Annotated in this window: 17 protein-coding genes; 8 read left to right on the top strand and 9 right to left on the bottom strand. The window is 68.5% G+C overall.

The features are described from left to right. Positions 1–183: 183 nt before the first annotated feature. Entirely contained in the window at positions 184–951 is a 768-nt protein-coding gene (locus G6O54_RS16525; protein ID WP_165226753.1) for a DUF4058 family protein, read from the top strand. A gap of 51 nt (positions 952–1,002) precedes the next feature. After that, the gene (locus tag G6O54_RS16520; RefSeq protein ID WP_165226752.1) at positions 1,003–1,665 is read left to right on the top strand and encodes an O-methyltransferase; all 663 of its coding nucleotides are present in this window, start codon (positions 1,003–1,005) and stop codon (positions 1,663–1,665) included. Here the strand turns inward: G6O54_RS16520 and G6O54_RS16515 are convergent. After that, positions 1,653–2,909: a hypothetical protein gene (locus tag G6O54_RS16515; protein WP_205678852.1), complete on the bottom strand. Its 1,257-nt coding sequence runs from the start codon at positions 2,907–2,909 to the stop codon at positions 1,653–1,655. The genes G6O54_RS16520 and G6O54_RS16515 overlap by 13 nt on opposite strands. 238 nt (positions 2,910–3,147) lie before the next feature. On the opposite strand from G6O54_RS16515, the gene G6O54_RS16510 reads away from it, so the two are divergent. Genes G6O54_RS16510 through G6O54_RS16500 form a run of 3 tightly spaced genes read left to right on the top strand, consistent with a single transcriptional unit; the run spans position 3,148 to position 6,006 of the window. Then, positions 3,148–3,624 (top strand): DUF2760 domain-containing protein, encoded by a 477-nt coding sequence (locus G6O54_RS16510; RefSeq protein WP_165226751.1) that lies wholly within the window; start codon positions 3,148–3,150, stop codon positions 3,622–3,624. Positions 3,625–3,662: 38 nt separating this feature from the next. Continuing rightward, complete coding sequence (locus G6O54_RS16505; RefSeq protein WP_165226750.1) at positions 3,663–5,504, top strand: Hsp70 family protein; 1,842 nt, start codon at positions 3,663–3,665, stop codon at positions 5,502–5,504. Positions 5,505–5,526: 22 nt separating this feature from the next. After that, positions 5,527–6,006, top strand: coding sequence for a molybdopterin-dependent oxidoreductase (locus G6O54_RS16500; protein WP_165226749.1), 480 nt, complete (start codon positions 5,527–5,529; stop codon positions 6,004–6,006). Between the two features lie 12 nt (positions 6,007–6,018). Here G6O54_RS16500 and G6O54_RS16495 read toward each other — a convergent pair whose 3' ends face one another. From G6O54_RS16495 to G6O54_RS16485, 3 genes are all read right to left on the bottom strand, one after another. After that, the gene (locus G6O54_RS16495) at positions 6,019–6,609 is read right to left on the bottom strand and encodes a diacylglycerol kinase (RefSeq protein ID WP_250846933.1); all 591 of its coding nucleotides are present in this window, start codon (positions 6,607–6,609) and stop codon (positions 6,019–6,021) included. A 94-nt stretch (positions 6,610–6,703) separates the two neighbouring features. Beyond that, positions 6,704–10,312, bottom strand: coding sequence for an LPS-assembly protein LptD (locus G6O54_RS16490; protein ID WP_165226748.1), 3,609 nt, complete (start codon positions 10,310–10,312; stop codon positions 6,704–6,706). A 527-nt stretch (positions 10,313–10,839) separates the two neighbouring features. After that, positions 10,840–11,442 carry an HNH endonuclease gene (locus G6O54_RS16485; protein ID WP_165226747.1) on the bottom strand — a complete coding sequence of 201 codons (603 nt, stop codon included), beginning with the start codon at positions 11,440–11,442 and terminating at the stop codon, positions 10,840–10,842. A gap of 246 nt (positions 11,443–11,688) precedes the next feature. Here G6O54_RS16485 and G6O54_RS16480 point away from each other — a divergent pair, with 246 nt between their 5' ends. Further along, on the top strand, positions 11,689–12,948 hold the full coding sequence (locus G6O54_RS16480; RefSeq protein ID WP_250846932.1) for a competence/damage-inducible protein A: 1,260 nt from the start codon (positions 11,689–11,691) through the stop codon (positions 12,946–12,948). Positions 12,949–12,985: 37 nt separating this feature from the next. Here G6O54_RS16480 and G6O54_RS16475 read toward each other — a convergent pair whose 3' ends face one another. The 5 genes from G6O54_RS16475 to G6O54_RS16455 form a co-directional block, all read right to left on the bottom strand. Beyond that, the gene (locus G6O54_RS16475; RefSeq protein ID WP_165226746.1) at positions 12,986–13,909 is read right to left on the bottom strand and encodes a hypothetical protein; all 924 of its coding nucleotides are present in this window, start codon (positions 13,907–13,909) and stop codon (positions 12,986–12,988) included. A gap of 76 nt (positions 13,910–13,985) precedes the next feature. Next, the gene (locus G6O54_RS16470; RefSeq protein ID WP_165226745.1) at positions 13,986–14,690 is read right to left on the bottom strand and encodes a zinc-ribbon domain containing protein; all 705 of its coding nucleotides are present in this window, start codon (positions 14,688–14,690) and stop codon (positions 13,986–13,988) included. A gap of 37 nt (positions 14,691–14,727) precedes the next feature. After that, positions 14,728–15,507 (bottom strand): tRNA(His) guanylyltransferase Thg1 family protein, encoded by a 780-nt coding sequence (locus tag G6O54_RS16465; RefSeq protein ID WP_205678850.1) that lies wholly within the window; start codon positions 15,505–15,507, stop codon positions 14,728–14,730. Next, positions 15,504–15,968, bottom strand: a complete 465-nt coding sequence (locus tag G6O54_RS16460) for an ATP-binding protein (RefSeq protein ID WP_165226744.1) — start codon at positions 15,966–15,968, stop codon at positions 15,504–15,506. Before G6O54_RS16460 ends, G6O54_RS16465 begins: the two co-directional genes overlap by 4 nt. 531 nt (positions 15,969–16,499) lie before the next feature. Continuing rightward, positions 16,500–17,255 carry a phosphopantothenoylcysteine decarboxylase domain-containing protein gene (locus G6O54_RS16455; RefSeq protein WP_165226743.1) on the bottom strand — a complete coding sequence of 252 codons (756 nt, stop codon included), beginning with the start codon at positions 17,253–17,255 and terminating at the stop codon, positions 16,500–16,502. 138 nt (positions 17,256–17,393) lie between these two features. On the opposite strand from G6O54_RS16455, the gene G6O54_RS16450 reads away from it, so the two are divergent. Both G6O54_RS16450 and G6O54_RS16445 read left to right on the top strand, forming a co-directional pair. Further along, positions 17,394–18,725, top strand: a complete 1,332-nt coding sequence (locus tag G6O54_RS16450) for a glucuronate isomerase (protein ID WP_250846931.1) — start codon at positions 17,394–17,396, stop codon at positions 18,723–18,725. 136 nt (positions 18,726–18,861) lie between these two features. Further along, positions 18,862–20,235: a hypothetical protein gene (locus G6O54_RS16445; RefSeq protein WP_165226742.1), complete on the top strand. Its 1,374-nt coding sequence runs from the start codon at positions 18,862–18,864 to the stop codon at positions 20,233–20,235. The last annotated feature ends 85 nt before the right edge of the window (positions 20,236–20,320 follow it).

The raw sequence follows: 20,320 nt of genomic DNA, 5'->3' as shown, positions 1-20,320 counted from the left end.
CACTCCTCGTCGAGAAACCTCGGTCCATGGGAGCGTGTTCGCCGCCCAGCGACGATTGTTGCCGAGGCCGGCGGAATTCGGCAACGGCGGCGGCCGGTTTTGCCCGCGGTCGCGGTATCGTGGTAGGCTGAAGGGAGATGACAAGGCCTCGGCTCAATGGCCCTCGACCACGAGTGCACAACGATGCCATCACCGTTCCCGGGCATGAATCCGTATCTCGAGCGCGACGATGTCTGGCCCGACTTCCACCATCGGTTCCTCGATCGGATTGCCGAGGCGATCGCCGACCAGATCGATCCTCGGTATCTCGTGAAGATCGAGGAACATCTCTACGTGCAGGATTCGCCCGGGCTTCCCCATCGTGCCGGCCCGCGTGCCGACATCGGTGTCGAACGAGCCGAGAGGGGCGAAGGCCCGGCAGCCGGCCTTGCCGTCCTCGAAGCACCCACGCGAATCACGATCCCGTGGCCGGACGTCGAAACTCAGGCATACCTCGAGATCCGCGACCGCTCGTCCCGAGGACTGGTCACGGTCCTGGAGTTGCTGAGCCCGACGAACAAGGGCCGGCACCGCGATCAGCACGTCCGCAAGCGAGACCAGGTTCTTGTGAGCACGGCGAGTCTCGTCGAGATCGACCTGCTCCGGGGCGGCGAGCCGATGCCCTCACCGGATCGGCCGGATTGTGACTACTCGGTCGTCGTCAGCCGGGCGGAGAAACGTCCGGAAGCCGACTTCTGGCCGATCGGCCTCCGAGATTCGCTGCCAATCATCCCGATCCCCTTGCGTGCCCCGGACCGAGACGCGATCCTTCGCCTCCAGGATTTGTTCCACCGCGTCCACGACGCCGGCCGTTACGCACGGTACGTCTACGACACGCCGCCAGGACCGCCGCTCTGCGCGAATGACGCCAGATGGGCGACCGAGATCGCCTTAGCCTCTCCGGGGGCCTGAGCCGACTTCGCTTGCCACCGCCGCCGAGTCCTCGCCAGAAGGAAAAAGGACATGCCGACGACCCTCGAGACCGAACCGGTCCGCTCGCTCCTGGAGCGGCTCTTCCGCGAGGCGGACGAACGCGACCCGGGCATCTTCGCCGTCGTCGGCCAGCTCGAGAAAGGTGGCGCGTCGCGCGAGGATCCGAAGGTCGCCGCGTTGCTGTCGGAGGCGTACATGCCGGTCTCGCCCGCCTCGGGCCGGCTCCTCTACCAGCTCATCCGGGCCAGGCCGGCGCGGCTCGTGGTCGAATTCGGGCTCTCGTTCGGGCTGTCGACGATCTACCTGGCCGCCGCCGTCAAGGACTCGGGCGTGGGCCGCGTGATCACGACCGAGCTCGACCCGTCCAAGATCCGCCGCGCCTCCGAGAACCTCCGGATCGCCGGCCTCCTCGATCACGTCGAGATCCGCGAGGGGGACGCACGGCAGACCCTCGCGCCGATCGACGAGGACATTGACGTCCTCCTGCTCGACGGCTGGAAATACCTGTATCTTCCGGTCCTGAAACTGCTGGAGCCGAAGCTGCCGCCCTCCTCGTTCGTGGTGGCCGACGACATCGACCTCCAGGTCGAGGCGCTCCGGCCCTACATCGACTACATCCGCGACCCGGCCAACGGTTACACGACCGTGCACATCCCGATCGATGACGGGCTCGAGGTCTCTCAACGAGGCTGAGCGTCGGCCGCCCAGATGGCGCGGATGGCCCGCTCGTCGCCGAAGCCCTCGGGGACCGCGGCGCTCGGCCTGTTGGCGTAGTACCAGTGCGGAGCCCGGCCGCGACCGGGGCTCAGCGTGCGGCTGCCGGGCATCTGCAGGTGGGCGGCCGGATCGGCGTGTCTGAGCCAATCCCAGGCGTATTGCAGCCAGAGCGAGCGGTACTCGGCCGGCTGGAGGGCGAACCAGGTGATCTCGTCGTAGCCCCAGACCCAGACGCCCCCCTGGCCCGGCTCGCCGGGATGATTGCTGACGCCCCAGTTGTCGATCTCGCCCAGGTACGGCAGGTGCTCGCATTCCCAGCCGCTGGGCGTGATCCCTCCCTTGCTCCGGCCGTACAGGCTGTCGATGAAGCCGACCTCGAGGACGCCATCGCGGGGCTTGGCGGGGACCTCCTTGATCCGGAGCGGGAACGCGTGCGAATCCAGGAGCAGGCGGCCGTCGCGGACGAGCCCGCCGCTCGGGACGTGGGCGTCGCAGAGCACCAGGTGGCGCCTGGAATGGGCGGCCGCATAGGCCCTGATCTTGCCGAGCAGCTCCGCGTAATGGTCGTGTTTGCTGTCGTTCCGGTCCATCAGCTCGACCTGTCCCAGGTGGAGCGCCTCGAGGCCGGCGTCGAGGAAGGACCGGGCCAGGAAGTAGAAATAGAGCTTCGTCTCCGGGCGGCTGACGTCCGGCACCGACTCCCCGCGTCGCCAGTGGTCCGCGAACCGTCCGTCGGCAAAGAGCATGTCGGCGTAGCGGAAATTCCGGGCCTCCGCGGCCCGGCCGAAGGCGGCGAACGCCCAGTCGGGCACGGGGACGCGATCAACCTGCGTGGTGACGATCTCGAAGATGCAGCCCTGGAGGACCATCTCCGGATCCGCCGCCAGGACCTTCGGGACCTGAGACCTCGCGCGCTCGAGGTTGCCCATCAGGTTGGCCTCGTTCCCCCAGAGGCAGAGCGCCCGGCCGATGAACTTCGCGCCGGTCTCCCGGAGCATCCGTATGTTGTCATCGAGGTCCCCGCGGCCGTTCAGGAGCCCCTCCATCGTGATCGATCGCGACAGGTAGTTCTCCAGGACCGGGCGGGAGATCGTCCGGTCGAAGCGATAGTCACGAGTCGCCTTCGCGGAGGGGAGCGAACCGTCGTCGGCGATGACAGACGGGAGAAACGGGACGAGCGCGAGCAGGGACGCGAGGCGGAGCGGGAGGGGCTGTCTCATGGGAGGGACCATCCTGTGGCGGTGTCGGCGAGGACGCAGACGGTTTCCGCATTGGAAGGGCTCTCGGCGCCTCGGTCAAGCGGGTGGCGAGGCCGGCGCCCGGTAGCCGCCGTTAGTTGGTGCCGTTTCCCTTCATGTGGTCGGATGTTAAGATGGGAACTTCCTGAGCGACCCGAGCCCAAAGACACGGGGCTCACCCAAAAAATCCCCGCAAGGGCGCGAGCACGAGGTCCGACACTTGAATCGATTCCTCCTCTCCCTGAAAACCTTCTGGCGGACGTTGACGGATGCGGCCTTTGCCGAGCGGGTGGAGCCGCTCTTTTCCCCGGCGCCGACGGGGCCGGACCTGAGGATCCTGGCGGTCCTCCAGCGCGACGGGCGGCTCGTGGACTTCCTCCAGGAGGACATCGATGCCTATGGAGACGCGCAGATCGGCGCGGCGGTGCGGGACATCCACCGGGGCTGCCGCAAGTCGCTCCGCGATTACCTGACCATCGAGCCGATCCTGCATGGGCCCGAGGAATCGCCCGTGAACGTGCCGGCGGACTTCGACCCCGCCGCGATCCGCCTGATCGGCAACGTGGACGGCAAGCCGCCGTTCCGCGGTGTCCTCAAGCACCACGGCTGGCGCGTGAGCGCGGTGCACCTGCCCTCGCTACCGGCCACTCGCGACGAGACCTCGGTCCTCTCCCCGGCCGAGGTCGAGATCCACTGACCTTCCCCGAGACGTCCGACCACGAGAGAGCCCACCGCATGTCCCGCTACGTCGTCGGCATCGACCTGGGAACGACGAACTCCGCGCTGGCCTACGCCGCGTCCGAGGTCGAGGGGCCGGGCTCCGCCCTGGCCGCCGCCGCGGGGACCGTCGCGAACCCGATCGAGTCGCTCCCGATCCCCCAGCTCGTCGCCGCGGGGGACGTCTCCGAGCGGCCGCTCCTCCCCTCGTTCCTCTACCTGGCCTCGTCGCGCGAGTTCCCGGCCGGCGCGCTCGACCTGCCGTGGAAGTCGCCCCCGGACCGGGCCGTCGGCAGCTTCGCCCGCGACCACGGGGCCAAGGTCCCGGGCCGCCTGGTCAGCTCCGCCAAGAGCTGGCTCTCGCACGCGGGCGTCGATCGCCGGGCCGCCGTCCTGCCGTGGACGGCGTCGGAGGACGTGCCGAGGATCTCCCCCGTGGCCGCCTCGGCCGCCTACCTCGAGCACCTCCGCGAGGCGTGGAATGCTCGGGTCGCCGGCAAGAAGGCCGAGGAACGGCTCGAGAACCAGGACGTCCTGCTGACGGTGCCGGCCTCGTTCGACGCCGTCGCGCGCGAGCTGACCGTGGAGGCGGCCGGCCTCGCCGGGCTCAAGCACGTCACCCTCCTGGAGGAGCCGCAGGCCGCCTTCTATGCGTGGCTGGCCGCCCAGGGGGAGCGGTGGCGGAAGCATGTCAAGGTCGGCGACATCCTCCTGGTCTGCGACGTCGGCGGCGGCACGACCGACCTCACGCTGATCGCCGTCACGGAGGAGGCCGGCGACCTGGTCCTCTCGCGGCTGGCGGTCGGCGAGCACATCCTCCTGGGCGGCGACAACATGGACCTGGCGCTGGCCTACGCCGTCGCCGCCACGCTCCCCCAGGGGATGGACGGGCTGGACCCGGTCCAGCGCGTCGCCCTGGGGCATGCCTGCCGGTCCGCCAAGGAGGCCCTGTTCGCGGAGCCGAAGAAGGCCGCGGCACCGGTCACCGTGCTCGGCCGCGGTTCGAAGGTCATCGGCGGATCGATCAAGACCGAGCTGACGCGGGAGCTGCTGGACCGAACCCTGCTGGACGGCTTCTTCCCCGCGTGCAAGCCGACGGACCTCCCCACCCGGGGCCGCCGCGTGGGGCTCGCCGAGATCGGCCTCCCGTATGCCGCGGACCCGGCCATCACCCGCCACCTGGCCCGATTCCTGGGTCAGCAGGCCGGCTCGCTGCACACCGGCGGATCGATGGTCCTCCCCTCGGCCGTCCTCTTCAACGGCGGCGTCTTCAAGGCGACCGAGCTCCGCAAGCGTGTCCTCGAGGTCATCTCGACGTGGGCCGGAAAGCCCGTGCCCGAGCTCGAATCGACCGACCTGGACCTGGCCGTGGCCCGGGGCGCCGCGTATTACGGGCAGGTCCGCAAGGGGAAGGGGGTCCGAATCCGGGGCGGCGTGGCGCGATCCTACTACGTGGGCCTGGAGACCTCGGCGCCGGCGGTCCCCGGGGTGGCGCCCCCCATCAAGGCGCTCTGCGTCGTCCCCATGGGGATGGAAGAAGGGACGAAGGCGGACGTGCCGAGCCCGGACCTCGGCCTGGTGATCGGCGAGCCAGCCGTCTTCCGGTTCCTCAGCTCCACCACCCGTCGGGATGACCCGGTGGGGACGATCCTGGACCGTTGGAACGCCGAGGAGATCCAGGAGCTGGCCCCCCTCGAGACGACCCTCCCCGCCGAGGACGGCGACGCGGGCGAGGCCGTGCCGGTCCGCCTCCACTCGGACGTGAACGAGGTGGGGACGCTCGAGCTCTGGTGCCAGAGCACCCGCGACGATCGCCGCTGGAAGCTCGAGTTCAACGTCCGCGAACCCTCCGAGGATTGATCGGAGCCGGGAGACCCGACCGATGAACGAGCCCGCCCTGGTCGTCGATGGCCTGGTGGAGAATCCCCGGGAATTCGCCCTCGCGGATCTCGCCGGACTGCCGGCGGACGCACAGATCGAGGACGTCTCCCGCTTCCATTCGAAGCGGAAGGGGGACGGCGTGGCCCTGGAGGCCGTCCTGGATCGGGTCCGGCCGCTCCCGGAGGCGAATTACCTGACCCTCCACGCCGATCGCGACGACTTCCACGTCTCGATCCCGCTCCAGGCCGTCCGGGCCGAGGGCATCGTCGTCTACCGATTGGGGGATCGGCCCCTGGGCGTCGAGCAGTGCGGCCCGTTCCGCTTCCTGATCCGAGATCCCGCGGCCTGCCACACCAGCGAGCTCGACGACTGCGCCAACGTGAAGTACCTCAGCCGGATCGAGCTGAGTCACCGCCGCGGCCGCGATACTCGGCCGCGGACGGATGACGAGCACGCGAAGCTTCACGAGGAGTCTCGGTAAGCGGCGCGAGCTTCAGACGATCCATCCCATGTTCTGGGCGAGCTTCCAGGAGAGGACGATCGCGGTCACGGCGCCGGAGCCGAAGGCGGCGACGAGGACGGCGGCGGCGGCGATCTCGCGGGCCATGCAGAGCCTCGGCTCCTCGGGGTCGCCGATGGCCCGCGCCAGGGTGTCCACGGCGCTGTGGACGAGCTCCGCGATCAGGACCAGGCAGGCGCCCAGGATGAGCAGGCACCATCCCCACTGGTTCACGCCGAGCACCGAGGCGGTGATGACGATGAGCGTCCCGCGGTAGCCATGGGCGAAGAAGCTGGAATCGCCGCGGATGGCGTGCTTGAGCCCGCGAATCCCGGCGAGCATCTTGCCGCGGGTATTCCGCCGGTCCGCCTGCGCGGTCAGCTCGCCGGCCTGGTCGAGCTCGAACTGGAGCCGGTCCTCGTCGAACTCGGGGACCGGCAACAGGCCGCGCGGGCTTTCGACCGCGGTCGCCCCGGCGGCCTCTCCGGCCGCGAAGGCGTCATCGGGCTTGCGGCGTTCCGTCATGGGCTCCCCCTGCCGGCTCCCTCCGGGCGGGCCGTCATCCGCTCGCCACGTGGTCGCCATCGTTGCCGCCTCGCCCCTTCCCGTCAAGTCGGGTCGCCCCGGAGGCTCCCCCGTTTGCACTCGGCCCGTGCCGTCGTCGCGAGGCCGCGTCGAATCACTGGGTCGCGGCGTATCGCGAATCGAACTGATTCAGGCCCACGCCGGAGCCGAGCCTGATGTTCGGCGAGAGCCGCGGCGACACCTGGATGGCGAACATGTAACTCTGACGCTGCGGGTCGACGTTCAGGCCGACCGACGTGAGGTAGTCTGCCCCGATCCTCGTGAGCGAGAACATCGATCCCAGCAGGATCTTGTTGCCGAAGTCGTACGAGGTCGAGAACGACCCGTACCACTTCGGGCTCAGCCAGTAGGAGATCGACGTGTTCAGGGCCGACGTGTTGATCACGCCCGAGTTGATCACCGTGTAGCCGATGAAGACGCTGGCCCGCGGCGGCCGGCTCAGCGAGATCCCCGTGGTGATCACGTTCAACCCCTGCGGGTTGTAGGTGTTGACGTTGTAGTTGTCCAGCGGCTTGCTCCCGGAGATGTCCCAGTAGTCGAACCATCCGGAGGAGATGAAGCTGGTCCGATCGCCGAGGAACCACTGGTAGTTGTAGGTCGTCTGGCCCCAGGGGGTGTTGAAGTTGTCCCGCTGGGCGTTCGGGAAGTACGTTCCGTTGACGTCCAGCGTCATCCAGTCGACGATCCGCCGCTTCCCCTCGGGGCCCCGCTTGGTCTGGAGCCGCTGATGCCAGCCGAGCTGGAGCGTCGTCATCGACGCCTGCACGTCGGTCGTGCCGGTGATCGGGGAGATGTTCCTCCGGAGGATGAGGTGACGCGGGTCGTACATGCCGGGGAGGATGCCGCCGGTCCAGCTCGTCATGGCGGAGTAGCGGCGGACGAACTCATACGTGTTGTCGTCCAGGTCGTCCTGGACGGCGATCTGGTCCAGGTTCCGGTTGGCGTACGAGGTCCGGAAGTCGCCGGAGATGCTGATCTTGTTGTTCAGCCCGTGGATGTTGAGGATCTCGTTCTCCGCGCCGGGGTAGACCTTCCAGGCCGACATCTCGGTGTGCACGCCGGCGGCCCCCCAGATGCGGCCGAGCGCGCCGGTATCCTGCTGGTTGAACGGGCCGCCGCCGATCTGGTTGCTCCAGCCGACCGCCTGCCCCTGGAGGTATGGCTTGACCCGGACCACGTCGTAGATGTTCAGGGGCATGTCGATCTCGTGATTCGTGTACGCGCGGAAGGCCTCGAAGACCCCGCTCGTGTTCGAGATCGGATCGTACGGTATGAAGGCGAACAGGTTCGGGTTGTTCACCATGATGTCGGTGTGGGTGTTGGCGTAATCCGCCCCGGAGTGCTGGGAGTAGTTGATCCAGTTCCCCAGCAGCGAGTCGCCCAGCCGGTAGTAGTCGAGCCGGGGGAGCCACTGCGTATCGGTGTTGAAGTCCTGGAGGTTGGCCTCGGCCCACAGGTCCCAGGACGTGCTGTTCTTCTGATACTGGAGATAGCCGACCGTCTCCTGGTCCATCCCGACCTCGTTGAGCCGCTTGTAGTACTCTTCCATGAAGTGCCGGTCGGAGACGTAGGCGAGCTCCAACTGGAGCCGCAGGTCCTCGAACTTGTGCTCGTCGTCGTCGGGGAGGAAGTGCTGCATGTGGCGGATGTTGAACCGCCCGCGGAAGTCCTGGAAAGGCGGGACGTTGTCTCGCTGGTATCCCTTCGTCCCGGCCCCGGGCGGGCCGTTGGTGACGACCGCCGGGCCGGAGCCCAGCACGTCGTTGCCCGAGTCCTTCAGGCCCCAGATGTCGAAGTAGCCGAAATAGTCCTTGGTGATGTTCTCACCGGGCGAGCGATCCCGGTGATACGGGTCGGTCAGGTCCTTGATCAGGTCGGAGCCGAACCAGCCCATCTCGCTGCCGAGCGCGGGGAAGTCCTTCGTCCGGGCGCTCAGGTAGTCCAGGTCGAGGTTCCAGTTGTCGATCCACTGGGGTCGTCGCAGGCCGAAGACCTTGAACCCGTTCCAGTCCGTCAGGACCTGCTGGCCCAGGTAGTTGTTGGACCGGAAGGCGATCTGCCGCAACGGCGTCTCCAGGTCGTCGATGTCCCCCTTCAGCCGCGGCCAGTAGAAGATGGGGACCCAGCCCATCCAGAAGACGTTCTGACGCGCGTCATAGTGCCAGAGGAGGTCCACGGGGGGATTCGGGTCGTCCGGATCTCCGACCTTCCGGCCGGAGTTCGGGTCGCGCAGCGGCCCGGTCGTGCGGGACAGGTCCACCGTCCGGTTGTTGAACTGGTAGGCCGGGTTCGGAAACCGGCTGCCGGTCATCATCGACCGCTCGGCGCGGATCTCCGGGTTGGGATCTTGGATGAAGGTCCCGTCGGGCCGCTGCATGATCTTGTGGAACTGGTCGATGCGGGGCGACTTGATCTTCAGCGGCGAGATCAGGCCCGGCGCGAAGAGGTTGGCCTCGCCGTCGAGCACGACGACGCGATTGGTGAGGAAGTTGTAATAGGCTCGCTTGGCCAGGTAGGTTCGCTGGTCCCCCTTGCCGGCGATCTTGTTCTCGTCCTGGCGGATCACCACGTTCCCCTCGAGGTAGATCTCCATGGGATCGCTGGCGTTCTCGATGATCTCGCCGTTGGGGCCGAGCGCCTGCTCTCCCTTCTTGCGGGGATCGGGATGCCGCCAGATCACCAGGCTGTCGGCCTCGCCGTCGATGGTGCCGTGCTGGGGCGTCTTGCCGACGATGTTGACGCCCCCTCGCCAGGTATAGACCTCGGTCCCGTCCGGCAGGACCTGCTTGGTCGAGATCGGGTTCACGCTGCTTCGCTGGTTGATCGAGACGACCCGCTGCGTCCCGGGAAGGAATGGGGTCGTCGGCGCGGCGGAAGCGCCCGGGCGGGCGGCGGGTTCACCTCGCAGGGGGGGCGCGGGCTCGTCGTCGGTCGCCCCGGGCAGGGGTTGCGACCGGGGCACGTTCGCGGGCGCCTGCTTCAGATCCGGGACCTCGAACTGCTCGGCGCCGTCGATCGGCGGCAGGTCCACGTCCGGCTCGGTGAGGGGAGGCGGCTGCGCGGGCTCCGCCGCGGCGGGCTTCAGGTCGTCCGCGAGCGGCTCGCCGCGGGCCTGTGTCTCCACGACGGCCTCTGGCGGAGCCGGCAGCGGCTCCGCCACGGGGGGCTGCGTCACCTCCGCGCCGGCTCGTCTCACCTGCGGATCGCTGAGCCGGGCCGGTGCGGCGGCCACCAGCCCGCTCCGGGCCAGGATCGGCAGGTTGCGCGGGGCGGCCCTGAGCGACTGGAGCCCTTCCGCTCGATAGGCGCCCAGGCGGACGTCGCGAGCGGTCCGGATCGTGGTCCGGAGCCTGGGCTTCGGATCTCCGCCCTGGCCCGTGAACCGGATCTCGCCCTCGGCGTAGACGTCGGCCTGGTAGCCCTTCCCCTGTCCCATCTGGATCTCAACGATGCGGACGACCGCATCGCTGCAACGAAGCCCCTCGGTCCCCTGGAGCAGGGACGTCTCGCCCGAGAGGACGACCCACTGCTCGCCGGGCGTCCGCCAGGTGAGCACGCGGTGAGCGGCCAGCTCGATCGGCTCGGCGGATTCTCTCCGGCCGGCGGCCGCGTCCCGGGCCGCGCCGGTCCTCGCGTCCACCACCGCCGCATCCGGCTCCTGGGCCGACGCCGCGGCGGGCGCCGCCAGGGATCCGACGGACACGGAGAGGCAAACGGAGACGATAAGGCCTGGCCATGCCCCGAGGGGCGCGTGGCCTCTGGGTTGGTCGTGCTCTCGCACGGTTCCTCCCACGGTACGACCCGCCATTGCGCTGCGGACAGCCTTCCCTGGCCGTCCCGCGACCGTCCCTGGCTCGAAATATCAGGCTTCCGAATCAGCCCGGCACACGCCGATACGAGACGGCCCGAAAGCCCCCGCGAGCGATGCCCGACCCATTCGACTCCCCGCCCCGTCTAGCCCTGGAATCGGGCCCGGATCGCGCGGGGTTTCTGACAGAGATGCGAGTGACAGGACAATCGCCCGGGAAGTTAGCCGTTTCGCCCGGGGGGGTCAAGGGAGAGAACGTCGATTCCCAAATCCAGGAGATTCCCGAGGGGGGCGATTCCTGGACGAAGACCATCGTTTGAGGGGTCGTCGGGGATGCCTGGCCTCGTGAGGACCAGGAGGGACAGGCATCCCGCCTGTCCCTCAGCCAGTCCGGAGCCCGGGCCCCGGCGAGACGCCCCGGCTCAGTCCCCATCCTCGAGCGGCACGTTCCAGTAGGCGTCGCTGAGGAACCGCGACCAACTGGCGATCCGGACCGTGGAGGCGTCATAGAGGGGCTTCCAGGCCGGCCGCACCGGCACCTTGCGGAGCTTCATGTTGGCCTGCTCCGGGGTGCGATTGGCCTTCCTGGCGTTGCAGGAGACGCACGCCAGGGCGCAGTTCTCCCAGGTCGTCTGGCCGCCCTGGGAACGGGGGATGACGTGGTCGATGGTCAGCTCCTCCGTCCCCGGCCGGCAGCCGCAATACTGGCAAGTGGTGTGGTCCCGCTTGAACAGGTTGCGGCGGCTGAAGGTGACGGCATTGTGCCGCGGCCGATCGTGGCGGGTGAGCGTGAGCACCTCCGGCACCCGGAGCCGGAACCGCACGGTCCGGATGAACAACTCGTCCTCCCGGGGGGTGAGCTTCGCCCAGTCGGCCCAGGAATAGAGCTGGAAGTTGTCGGGATCGACGACGAAGGCGGCCTCGTTCCAGAGCAGCACCAGGGAACGCGCCACCGTGGCCACATGCACGGGCTGCCAGTGGCGATTCAGGACGAGGGTCGGCCGTTGCAGGACGCTAGCTCCCATGGCGAACGCTCTCCGACTTGTCGTGACCGATGATACCTGGCTTCTTCGGCGTCTCTCCCGCGGGCAAGTTGACGACGGACCTGCTCGCAAGATCATAACCTATATACACAACCACAGCACAGGACCTTCCCCGTGAAATCCCCGGCGGCGGCCGGGAAGGCAGGCCGCCGGCCTTTGCTATCCTGGATGGACCGGGATACCTTCGCAGGCGGCCCGGCCAGTCGGACCTCAACGGAGCACGCAACCGTGTTGAAAGCGGAAACCCTCGCCATCGGCACCGAGCTCGTCAGCGGCCAGTCCCTGGACACGAACAGCCAGTGGCTGGCCCGGGAGCTCGGCGCGATCGGCATCCCGGTCCTGTTCCACCAGACGGTCTGCGACCAGCTCGAGGAGAACGTCTCCGCGCTGCGGATCGCGGCCGGCCGGGCGGGGCTGGTCGTCCTGACCGGCGGCCTCGGCCCCACTCAGGACGACCTGACGCGCGACGCCCTGGCCGCGTATGCAGGCGTCCCGCTCCGCGAGGACCCCGCGTCCCTGGAGGCGATCCGGGCGATGTTCGCGCGCCGGAACCGGCCGATGGCCGATCGCAACCGGGTGCAGGCCCTCTTCCCGGAGGGAGCCGAGCCGCTCCCCAACCGGGTGGGAACGGCTCCGGGAATATGGATGGAGCACGGCACCGCCACGTTCGCGTGCCTCCCCGGAATTCCGTCCGAGATGCGCGTGATGTTCCACGAGCAGGTCCTCCCGCGTCTCAGGGCGAGGGGCCTGGGGACCCGCAGCATCGTCTATCGCAAGATCAACACGTTCGGTCGCGGCGAGTCCGACGTCGAGGCCATGGCCCCGGACCTGATCGCCCGGGACCGAGTCCCGGAGGTCGGCATCACCGCCCACGAGGCCACCATCAGCTTCCGGATCCGCGGCGAGGGGGAGACGCCGGAAGAAGCCTTCGCCCAGACCGAGCCGACCGCCGCGATCATCCGCGAGCGATTCGGCGACCTGATCCTGGGCGAAGGCTCCGACGACCTCCCGGAAGCCGTCTTCGCCGAGCTGCGCCGCACCGGCGCCACGCTCGCCTCCGCGGAGTCGTGCACCGGCGGCCTGGTCGCCCAGATGATCACCTCCATGGCCGGGGTGAGCCCCTATTTCCTCGGCGGCGTCATCAGCTATGCGAACTCGGCCAAGACGAGCCTCCTCGGCGTGCCCGCGGAGCTGCTCGCGACCCACGGGGCCGTCAGTCCGGAGGTCGCCGAGGCGATGGCCGCCGGGGCCCGAGTGCGGTTCGGTGCCGACATCGCGGTCAGCACGACGGGCGTCGCCGGGCCCGCCGGCGGCACGCCCGAGAAGCCGGTGGGCCTGGTCTACCTGGGACTTTCCACGGCGGACGGGACCTGGTCCAAACGCCTGGATATCGGCCCGGAGCAGCCCCGCGACATCATCCAGCGCCGGGCGGCGAAGAACGCGCTCAACTGGATCCGGCTGACACTCCGGGGACGGCCTCCGGGCTAACCCGGACGCCCTCTGGCCCTAAGGCGTCCGACGTGGGCTATTTCGACTTTCGGCGAGTCGATGCGGGACCGAGCTCGTCGCGGAAATCCTTCAGGCTGGCGCACGTGGCCGCGAATTTTCGCAATTCGCGGAGACGAGCCTCGTCCTCGATTGCGGCGAGTCGCTTTTCCATGGCCGAGGAGCGTGAACCGAATCGCGCGTCCAGGTTGTCCAGGATCGATTCGACTTTCTCCTTGTGCGTGGCTTCGCGAGTGGCTGTGATCTTGGCCTCGCGAGCGGCCTCGCGAGTCCACTCTTCCTTCAGTTCCTGAAGCAGCGGCGACTCGATCATGTTGGTTTTCCTTCCCAGCAGGTTCAGAAGCCAACGATCATTATAGCGGAGGCTGGCGAGGACCATCGAGACCGAGATCAGGTTCTCCTTCTCGCCGGGCTCTGCCTCGCGGTCGATCCGTTCGCGGCAGCGTCGGAAGACGGCTTCGGGGGGGCCGTCGATGTGGGCGACGGTGGCCCAGGGGACGACGCCGACGTCGTCGGCTTCGAGGAGGAGCTGCGCCGGGATCTCGGCCAGCTCGACGGTCCGCCACTGGAGATTCAAAATGGTGGTGCCACGGGGCCCCCGCAGTTCGATGGAACGGGGGAGATTCCGGCCGCCGCGGGGGCGGAGGACCAGGACGACGACCTCGGGCATGACGCCGCGATCGAGGTAGACGAGGGCGGCATCGCGGAGGGCCTGCTCGGCGATCCGGGGCTCGGCGTTGGTGGCGATCTCGAGGATGAAGAGCTCGGGCTCAGACCGACCGGCTCGCCAGACCATGATCAGGCCATCGGGGAGGCTGCGGGGCTGGACGACCTCGGCCTGGAGCGGCTTCCACTTGACGACGTCGGTGATGCCCGCGAGCCAGAGGATGGCGAGGCCGTGGTGCTGGATGAGCCACTTGCTGCTCTTGTCGTAGTCATGCATCGCAAGAACCGGACGGAAGAGGCCGCATCGCCGAGGTCGTTCCGATCCTCCGTTCTTTCCATGTCGCGATCCGTTCTCAACGTCCCGGCCCCGGCGTGCCATGAGGGGACGCCGGGCCCTCCAGGAAACTCCGCAGCGACCCGAGGAAGTCCGCGAGACGGGCCTCGATCTGCGGTGTGGAACGGAGGCTCCCGAACGGGACCGAGGCGATCGACCGGACCTGGGCTCCTCCCTCGGTGAGGAGGTCCGCGGATAGTCTCGCGACGCGCTGGTCCCAGGAGATGGAGAGCATCGCACCCGGCGCGGCGTAATCGAGGAACAGCATCGGGCGAGCATCCTTGCGATTGCGGCCCACGAGGCGGTAACCGGCCGTCAGGAGTTCCGGCTCGATCTGGGTGCGAACTCGAGCGAGGAGCAGGCCCGCGTCCTTGTACGGGTTCGGGTCTCCGCCGGAGACCTGCGCCTCACGTCGCCGCGCCCTCTCTCGCTGCCGGCACGGGCGACACAGGCTGGCCGTCGAGAACACGTCCCCCCGGGCGACCTCGTACCACCATTTCTGCTGGGCCGCGGTCCAGACCTGAGGTTCGCCGCACGAGCGGCAGACAAACGGCGTATCGACGTAGAAGCCACGCTTGACGAACCCGGGCTCGTCGTAGCTATTGCTCGGGGCGAGGGCCTCTCGGTTGACGGGGAGACCTTCCGCCCCGGCCGGTCGCCGTTCCTGCTCCGCCCGAGCGGCCAGGCGTGCTTGCCGTTCGTGAAAGCGGCGCTTTCCGCTCATGGTCGTTCCGCCTCTGCCCTGGGTGATCGATCTCGCGTCAGGCCGTCCTCCTGGACCCTTCCCGATCTGCGGACCTCACGAGCCGTTCGACGAGCTTCCCGTATTCTCCCTTCATCGGCAACTCGCGATCGACCTTCATTCGCCTCCGCACGGTTTTCACGGCGAGGCCCCGCATGGGGTCGAATCCTTCCTTCTCGAACCGCTCCCAGTAGATCCCGGTCCCGCGTCGCTGCCAGCAGGGGAGCTCGTTGAAGTTGATGCCGTGGTTGCGAAGCAGATCGTTCTTGAAGGCGACCGACTTGCCATGGAGGGCGGCTGTCGCCTCGGCCACGCTCCGGCCGGCCTTCCGAAGCGTCCAGTAGGACCATCCGTTGAGGGCGCAGCGGGTGGCATCGGCCTGCCGCCAGCGGAAGTAGTCGACCACGTCCTCGTCGCGGGCACCGAGCCAGGCCCGGCTGTCGAACTGGACGGGTTCGCCGCAGGCGATCGAGAAGACAGCGCCGGCGAGTGATGCGGACAGGCTCGCGGCCTTCTCGAGCTCGCGGTCGAAGAGGTCCCAGTCCCGGGGGAGGAGGATGGAGATCTCGTCGCTCTCCGTGTAGGCATAGAGCCCCTGGAAGCGTTCGAGGAGCCGCTCCGCGGTCGCGATCATCTGGGCGTGGAAGCTCGCGTCGAACGGCTTCTGAAAGCGCCGGGCGGTGAATCGGGTGAAGCCGTGTCCGTCCAGCCGCAGGACGGCCCAGGTGGCCGGCAGCATCCGCAGGTCGTGGAAGAACTCGCCCGACCTCATCCGGGCCTCGAAGTCGGAGGGTTTCACGGCACGGACTCCTCAAGGTACTCGAAGATGCCTTCTCCCGTTCGCACCAGCCGGACGACCGTGATCCGATCGAACCCCTCGTCCCTGGTCGGCGGTTTCAGCCGCCCAATCGTCGCCAGGATCGCCACCTTCGGGACGTTCGCCCGGCCGGTCCGCCGACCGTTCCTCTCGAGGCAATCCGCGAGCGGCGAATCGAAGTGATACGCGGTCACTGTCGCGCCGTGGGCTTTCGCCATGGCGATGATCGGGGCGCGATCCTCGACCGTCGGATCGGTGTTGTCCACGACGACCGAAAGGCCCTGCAACAGCGATTCCTCGATCAGGGTCATCTGCTTCAGCCGCGGGCGACGAGCGTTCCGGAAGTTGTCCATGCTCACGTGGACGTGCGTCCCCGCGAAACGGTCCCGATAGAACGTGCTCTTCCCCGATCCCTGGATTCCGACGAACACCATGACTTCCATGGACCGGACTCCGGGGGCGACTCCGCGAATTGGACACCGGTCATCGCACCAGGTTCGACGATCCGAGCGGGGAGGTCGAGGCGGATGGAGAGTTTTCGGGTTATGACGATCCTGTGGGTTTCGGTCTGAATTCCTTTTGGGAAACATGGCTCGGAGGGAACAAAAAAACTCGATCATGGCGCACTCTCTCTATAGGCGCAGCCATGCAGGAGGTTGAAGGTGCGCGCCGGCGGGCGCATGCATGCGGCTCGCCGCGGCCGACGAGGTTCTTCACGCGGGACCCTCGGGCGACCGGCGAGACAGTAACACGGATGCTCTTTGGCGGTTCTGAAGTGGCGAGGCCGAGCCACGCACCGGCCCGCACGGACGACGAGGATCGGCAGCCGAGACGGGACCCTTGCGGGTGCAAAGCCAATCGAAAAAACGACGCCAATGGATTCTGTATTAAGGACTTACGGCGAACGTGCGAAACACGCCGCGCGACGAACGGAGCCAATTTTCCGCGATCCGGCTCCGAGACTTCGAGCCGCGCTAGAGGGGGCCGGCGACCGGCCTGGAACCACCCGCCCAGGAGAGGACCCGGGAGACCAGCCGATCGGCGAGGTCCGGTCCCGGTCCGAGGGTCTCAACCGGCCGGTCCTGGCGGACGAGGTGGACGGTGTGGCGGCCGGCGGTCAGGATCTGGAGGTCGTTGGCGACGGTCAGGTCGGCGCGGTTGGTCCGGCCGGCGGTCCTCGCGGCGGCGATGAGGTCGTCGGTCGAGGCACGCGAGAGGAGCTTGAAGCCGACGAGGTAGACGCCCGGCGACCAGTCGCGGACGGACCGGATCACCTTGGTCGTCCGACGGCAGCGGATCGTCAGCGCATCGGGGCTCGACGAGAGCTTGCCGGCGTGCGGGTCGGGCTCGAAGTCGGAGACGGCCATGGCCAGGAATGCAACGTCGATGGGATGAGTGCGGAGGAGGTGCTCGAGGGTCGAGGCGTACTCGGCGACCGTGCCAACCTGGAGCGGCTGGAGGTGGAGACGATCCTTCGAGGCATTCCAGGTCCGCCGCAGCGCCTCGAGACGCCCCATCTCCGCGGCCGGTTCCGGCGACTCCGGATCGAACCGGGCGTGGCGGAGCAGGGGGAGGGCCGCGGAAGGGGCATGGACGTGCCAGACCTCGGCGCCTCTCGCGAGGGCGCTCTCGGAGATGGACGCGGCGAAGCGACCGGTGGAGACGTTGGTGATGGTCCGGACGTCGTCGATGGGGGCCACGGTCCCGCCCCCGGTCACCAGCACCTTCATGGCTGGCCCGCCGCGATCAAGAGGCTTGCACGCGGCGCCCGGGCCGGGCTAGGTTGAGCGGTAGGCATGCCGCGGAGACCCGCCCGAATCGGGGCCGGTCGCGGGCCGAGAATCCCCTCCACGACCGAGTTCAACACGATGACGCTGGCTCGCAAGACGATGCTCCCCACCAACCCGCAGGCGCGTGCCCTCTTCGAGGAGATCGCGACCTGGCCGATCGTGGATCCCCACTCGCACATCGATCCGCACCGGCCCGCGGCGCGGAACCTCGACGAGGTGCTCGGCTACCACTACTATACCGAGCTCGCCCACTCCGCGGGCATGCCCGCCTCCCAGGTCGCGGCGGAGCTGGACCCGCGGACCCGCGCGGGCAACCTGGCCGAACACCTGGAGCGGATCGACAATACGGTCCAGCATTCATGGCTGATGGAGATCGCGCGCACCTTCCACGACTTCCCGGACGAGCGGATCGACATCGGGAACCTCGACATCCTCTACGACCGCGCGAATCACGAGCTCGATGGCGAGGATTGGGACCGGCGGGTCTGGACGACGACGAACCTGGAGTCGGTCTGCCTGACGAACGACTTCGACGACCCGCTGGAAGGCTGGGACACCACCAGGTACATCCCCTGCCTCCGCACCGACGACCTGGTGCTGAAGCTGCATGAGCCGGCCGTCATCGAGCGGTTGCGGCGATGCACCGGTGAGGACGTCCAGGACCTGGCGAGCCTGCGCGAGGCGCTCGGGAAGCTCTTCAGCCGGTTCACGAGCAAGGGGGCCTGCGCCTGTGCGATCAGCCTGCCGCCGGATTTCGTCCCCCGCCGGGGGGCCCCGAGGCGGGCCGTCACCCCGATCCGGCGGGCGATCCAGGGGCTGGACCTGCGGCCGGACGAGCACGCGGAGATCCGCGCGACGGTCTTCTGGATGCTCGCGGAGTTCGCGGCCGAGTTCCGGCTGCCGTTCGACCTCATGATCGGCCCGGTGCGGAACGTCTACCCCGCGGGGGTCGCGGGGGGGCGGGACCTCTTCGATCGGCGGGTCAGCCTGCACGACTATCGCGAGCTGTTCAACCACTTCGCCGGGGTGACGTTCCCGGTCTCCACGCTCTCCCCGGACGCCGCCGCGGAGCTGGTCGCCTATTCGTGGATCTTCCCCAACGTCCTGCCGCACGGTCACTGGTGGTACTCGAACGTCCCGGCCTTCATCCGGGCCGACCTGACGGCGCGGATCCAGGCCCTGCCGAAGGTGAAGCTGCTGGGCTATTACTCGGACGCCTACAAGCTCGAATTCGTCCTCCCCAAGTTCAACACGTATCGGAGGGTCCTGGCGGAGACGCTGGCCGAGGCGTGCGTGCAGGCGCAGGGGTGGAGCGAGGGGCGGGCCCTCCAGCTTGCCCGCGCGATCCTGCTGGACAATCCGCGGCGGGTCTTCGGGCGAAACCCCCTCGGATCGCCCGGCTCGATTTGACGGCGGTGGGATCGAAGGGCATGTTTTGGGGTAAGACGCGATCTCCGTGCGTCCGGGACCCCTCGCCCCCGACGCCCGAGCGGGCGCGCCGTCGAGCCTCCACGGTTCTGACCGTACGAGTTCAAGGATCTACGCCATGCGCCCACGACATCGGCAACGGCATCCGCGTTCGCTCCGCCCCCGGCGCCTTCCCGTCATCCTGTCGGCGGGCCTCGCCCTGGCCGTCCCGGGCCTGGCGTGGGGCCAGGTTCCGCGACCACCGGCGGGGATCCCTCAGCCGGATCCGATCGAGCGGATCCCGCTGCCGGGCCCGGGGATCGACGTCCGCTTCCCGGACGACCCCTCGCTGGCCCCGTTCCTGAATCAGTCGATCGGCGAGGAAGGCACGAACGCCCGGGCCCAGGTGACGCGGCCCTTCCTGGAGTCGATCAAGCTGATCAATTCCAGCTACGACCGCTGCCGGGCGCTTCTCCAGACCACCCGGGAGGCGATCCTCAGCAACCAGCTCGTGCTCGCCCACAAGACCCTGGAAGAGGCGTCGCAGGCGGCGATTGCGGAGTCGTCGGGGCTGCACCACGATCAGTTGCTCATCGAGTCGATCACGGTGACGGGGCTCCTCACCGACGCGCTGGTCCGCGAGGGGCGGCTGCAATCGGTCGCCGCCGAGACCGGCGATCGGACGGCCCCGCTGCCGAACGCTCACTCCCCCAAGCAGTTGGTCCGCCTCGTCAGCCTCGAGTGGCGGCGGGCCGGCGCCCTGGCCGGGAAGCTCGACAATCCGACCTATCGGAACGAGTACGAGGCGAGGGTCGCCGAGGGGATGAGCCGCGACAGCTCCAAGATCATCGGGGAAGTCGTCCGCCGGACCCAGTCCGCCGAGGCCCTCGGCGAGGCCGACAAGATTGACCCCGCCAGCGTGAAATACTACGAGGACCAGGCCGGTAGCCTCCTGGAAGAGGCGGCGAAGATCGCGACGTCGATCGAGCGGCCGATCTGGAAGTTCGCGGCGCTGGAACGCGTGGCCATCTCGGCCGGCGAGTCGCGCCAGTTCGCGCTCGGGATGAACATCGCGGGGCGGATCACCAACGCCGAGGCCCGCGCCCAGGCGTTCGTGCTGCTGGCCGAATCGGAGACCCGCGCCAACCGGACGGAGGAGGCCTCGGAGTCGTATTCTCACGCGGCCGAGGCGATCGCCCGGGTGGAGCAGGGGGGCCTGCGGGGCGTCCTGGCGGGCTACCTGGTGGACAGCCTGATCACCTCCGGGCGATTCACGGATGCCCGCGCCAGCCTGGTCCTTTACCCGACCGAGGGCCAACGGTTCGTGGCACTCGGGGCCATCGCCGAGTCCCAGGGCCGTCGAGGCGGCGCGGACAGGGCCCGCGAGTGGATCGCCCGCGAGGCCCCGCCGGCCTACCGGTCGGCCCTCTATCGCCGGGTGAACGACGGCGTCCTCGCCTCGGTCGGCAACGAGCGGCAGAACCTCTACTACACCGGACCGGCCTCGCGCTGAGGCCGGTCGCATCGCGTGGCGCTCCGCGGTATCGGGCGAAATCCGCTTCCGATCGCCGCGGCCGGCGGGCATACTGGCCGGGGGG

The organism is Aquisphaera insulae (assembly GCF_011064615.1).
In the GTDB taxonomy this organism is placed as follows: Bacteria; Planctomycetota; Planctomycetia; order Isosphaerales; family Isosphaeraceae; genus Aquisphaera; species Aquisphaera insulae.
The sequence above is the reverse complement of the archived record's forward strand: the minus strand, read 5'-3'. Positions and strand labels throughout refer to the sequence as shown.

Excerpts from the sequence above, each read along its gene's own strand:
- G6O54_RS16505 (WP_165226750.1), top strand. The coding sequence starts at position 3,663 with ATGTCCCGCTACGTCGTCGGCATCGACCTGGGAACGACGAACTCCGCG.
- G6O54_RS16485 (WP_165226747.1), bottom strand. The coding sequence starts at position 11,442 with ATGGGAGCTAGCGTCCTGCAACGGCCGACCCTCGTCCTGAATCGCCAC.
- G6O54_RS16445 (WP_165226742.1), top strand. The coding sequence starts at position 18,862 with ATGCGCCCACGACATCGGCAACGGCATCCGCGTTCGCTCCGCCCCCGG.
- G6O54_RS16520 (WP_165226752.1), top strand. The coding sequence starts at position 1,003 with ATGCCGACGACCCTCGAGACCGAACCGGTCCGCTCGCTCCTGGAGCGG.
- G6O54_RS16450 (WP_250846931.1), top strand. The coding sequence starts at position 17,394 with ATGACGCTGGCTCGCAAGACGATGCTCCCCACCAACCCGCAGGCGCGT.
- G6O54_RS16460 (WP_165226744.1), bottom strand. The coding sequence starts at position 15,968 with ATGGAAGTCATGGTGTTCGTCGGAATCCAGGGATCGGGGAAGAGCACG.
- G6O54_RS16475 (WP_165226746.1), bottom strand. The coding sequence starts at position 13,909 with ATGCATGACTACGACAAGAGCAGCAAGTGGCTCATCCAGCACCACGGC.
- G6O54_RS16455 (WP_165226743.1), bottom strand. The coding sequence starts at position 17,255 with ATGAAGGTGCTGGTGACCGGGGGCGGGACCGTGGCCCCCATCGACGAC.
- G6O54_RS16470 (WP_165226745.1), bottom strand. The coding sequence starts at position 14,690 with ATGAGCGGAAAGCGCCGCTTTCACGAACGGCAAGCACGCCTGGCCGCT.
- G6O54_RS16525 (WP_165226753.1), top strand. The coding sequence starts at position 184 with ATGCCATCACCGTTCCCGGGCATGAATCCGTATCTCGAGCGCGACGAT.
- G6O54_RS16515 (WP_205678852.1), bottom strand. The coding sequence starts at position 2,909 with ATGAGACAGCCCCTCCCGCTCCGCCTCGCGTCCCTGCTCGCGCTCGTC.
- G6O54_RS16500 (WP_165226749.1), top strand. The coding sequence starts at position 5,527 with ATGAACGAGCCCGCCCTGGTCGTCGATGGCCTGGTGGAGAATCCCCGG.
- G6O54_RS16495 (WP_250846933.1), bottom strand. The coding sequence starts at position 6,609 with ATGGCGACCACGTGGCGAGCGGATGACGGCCCGCCCGGAGGGAGCCGG.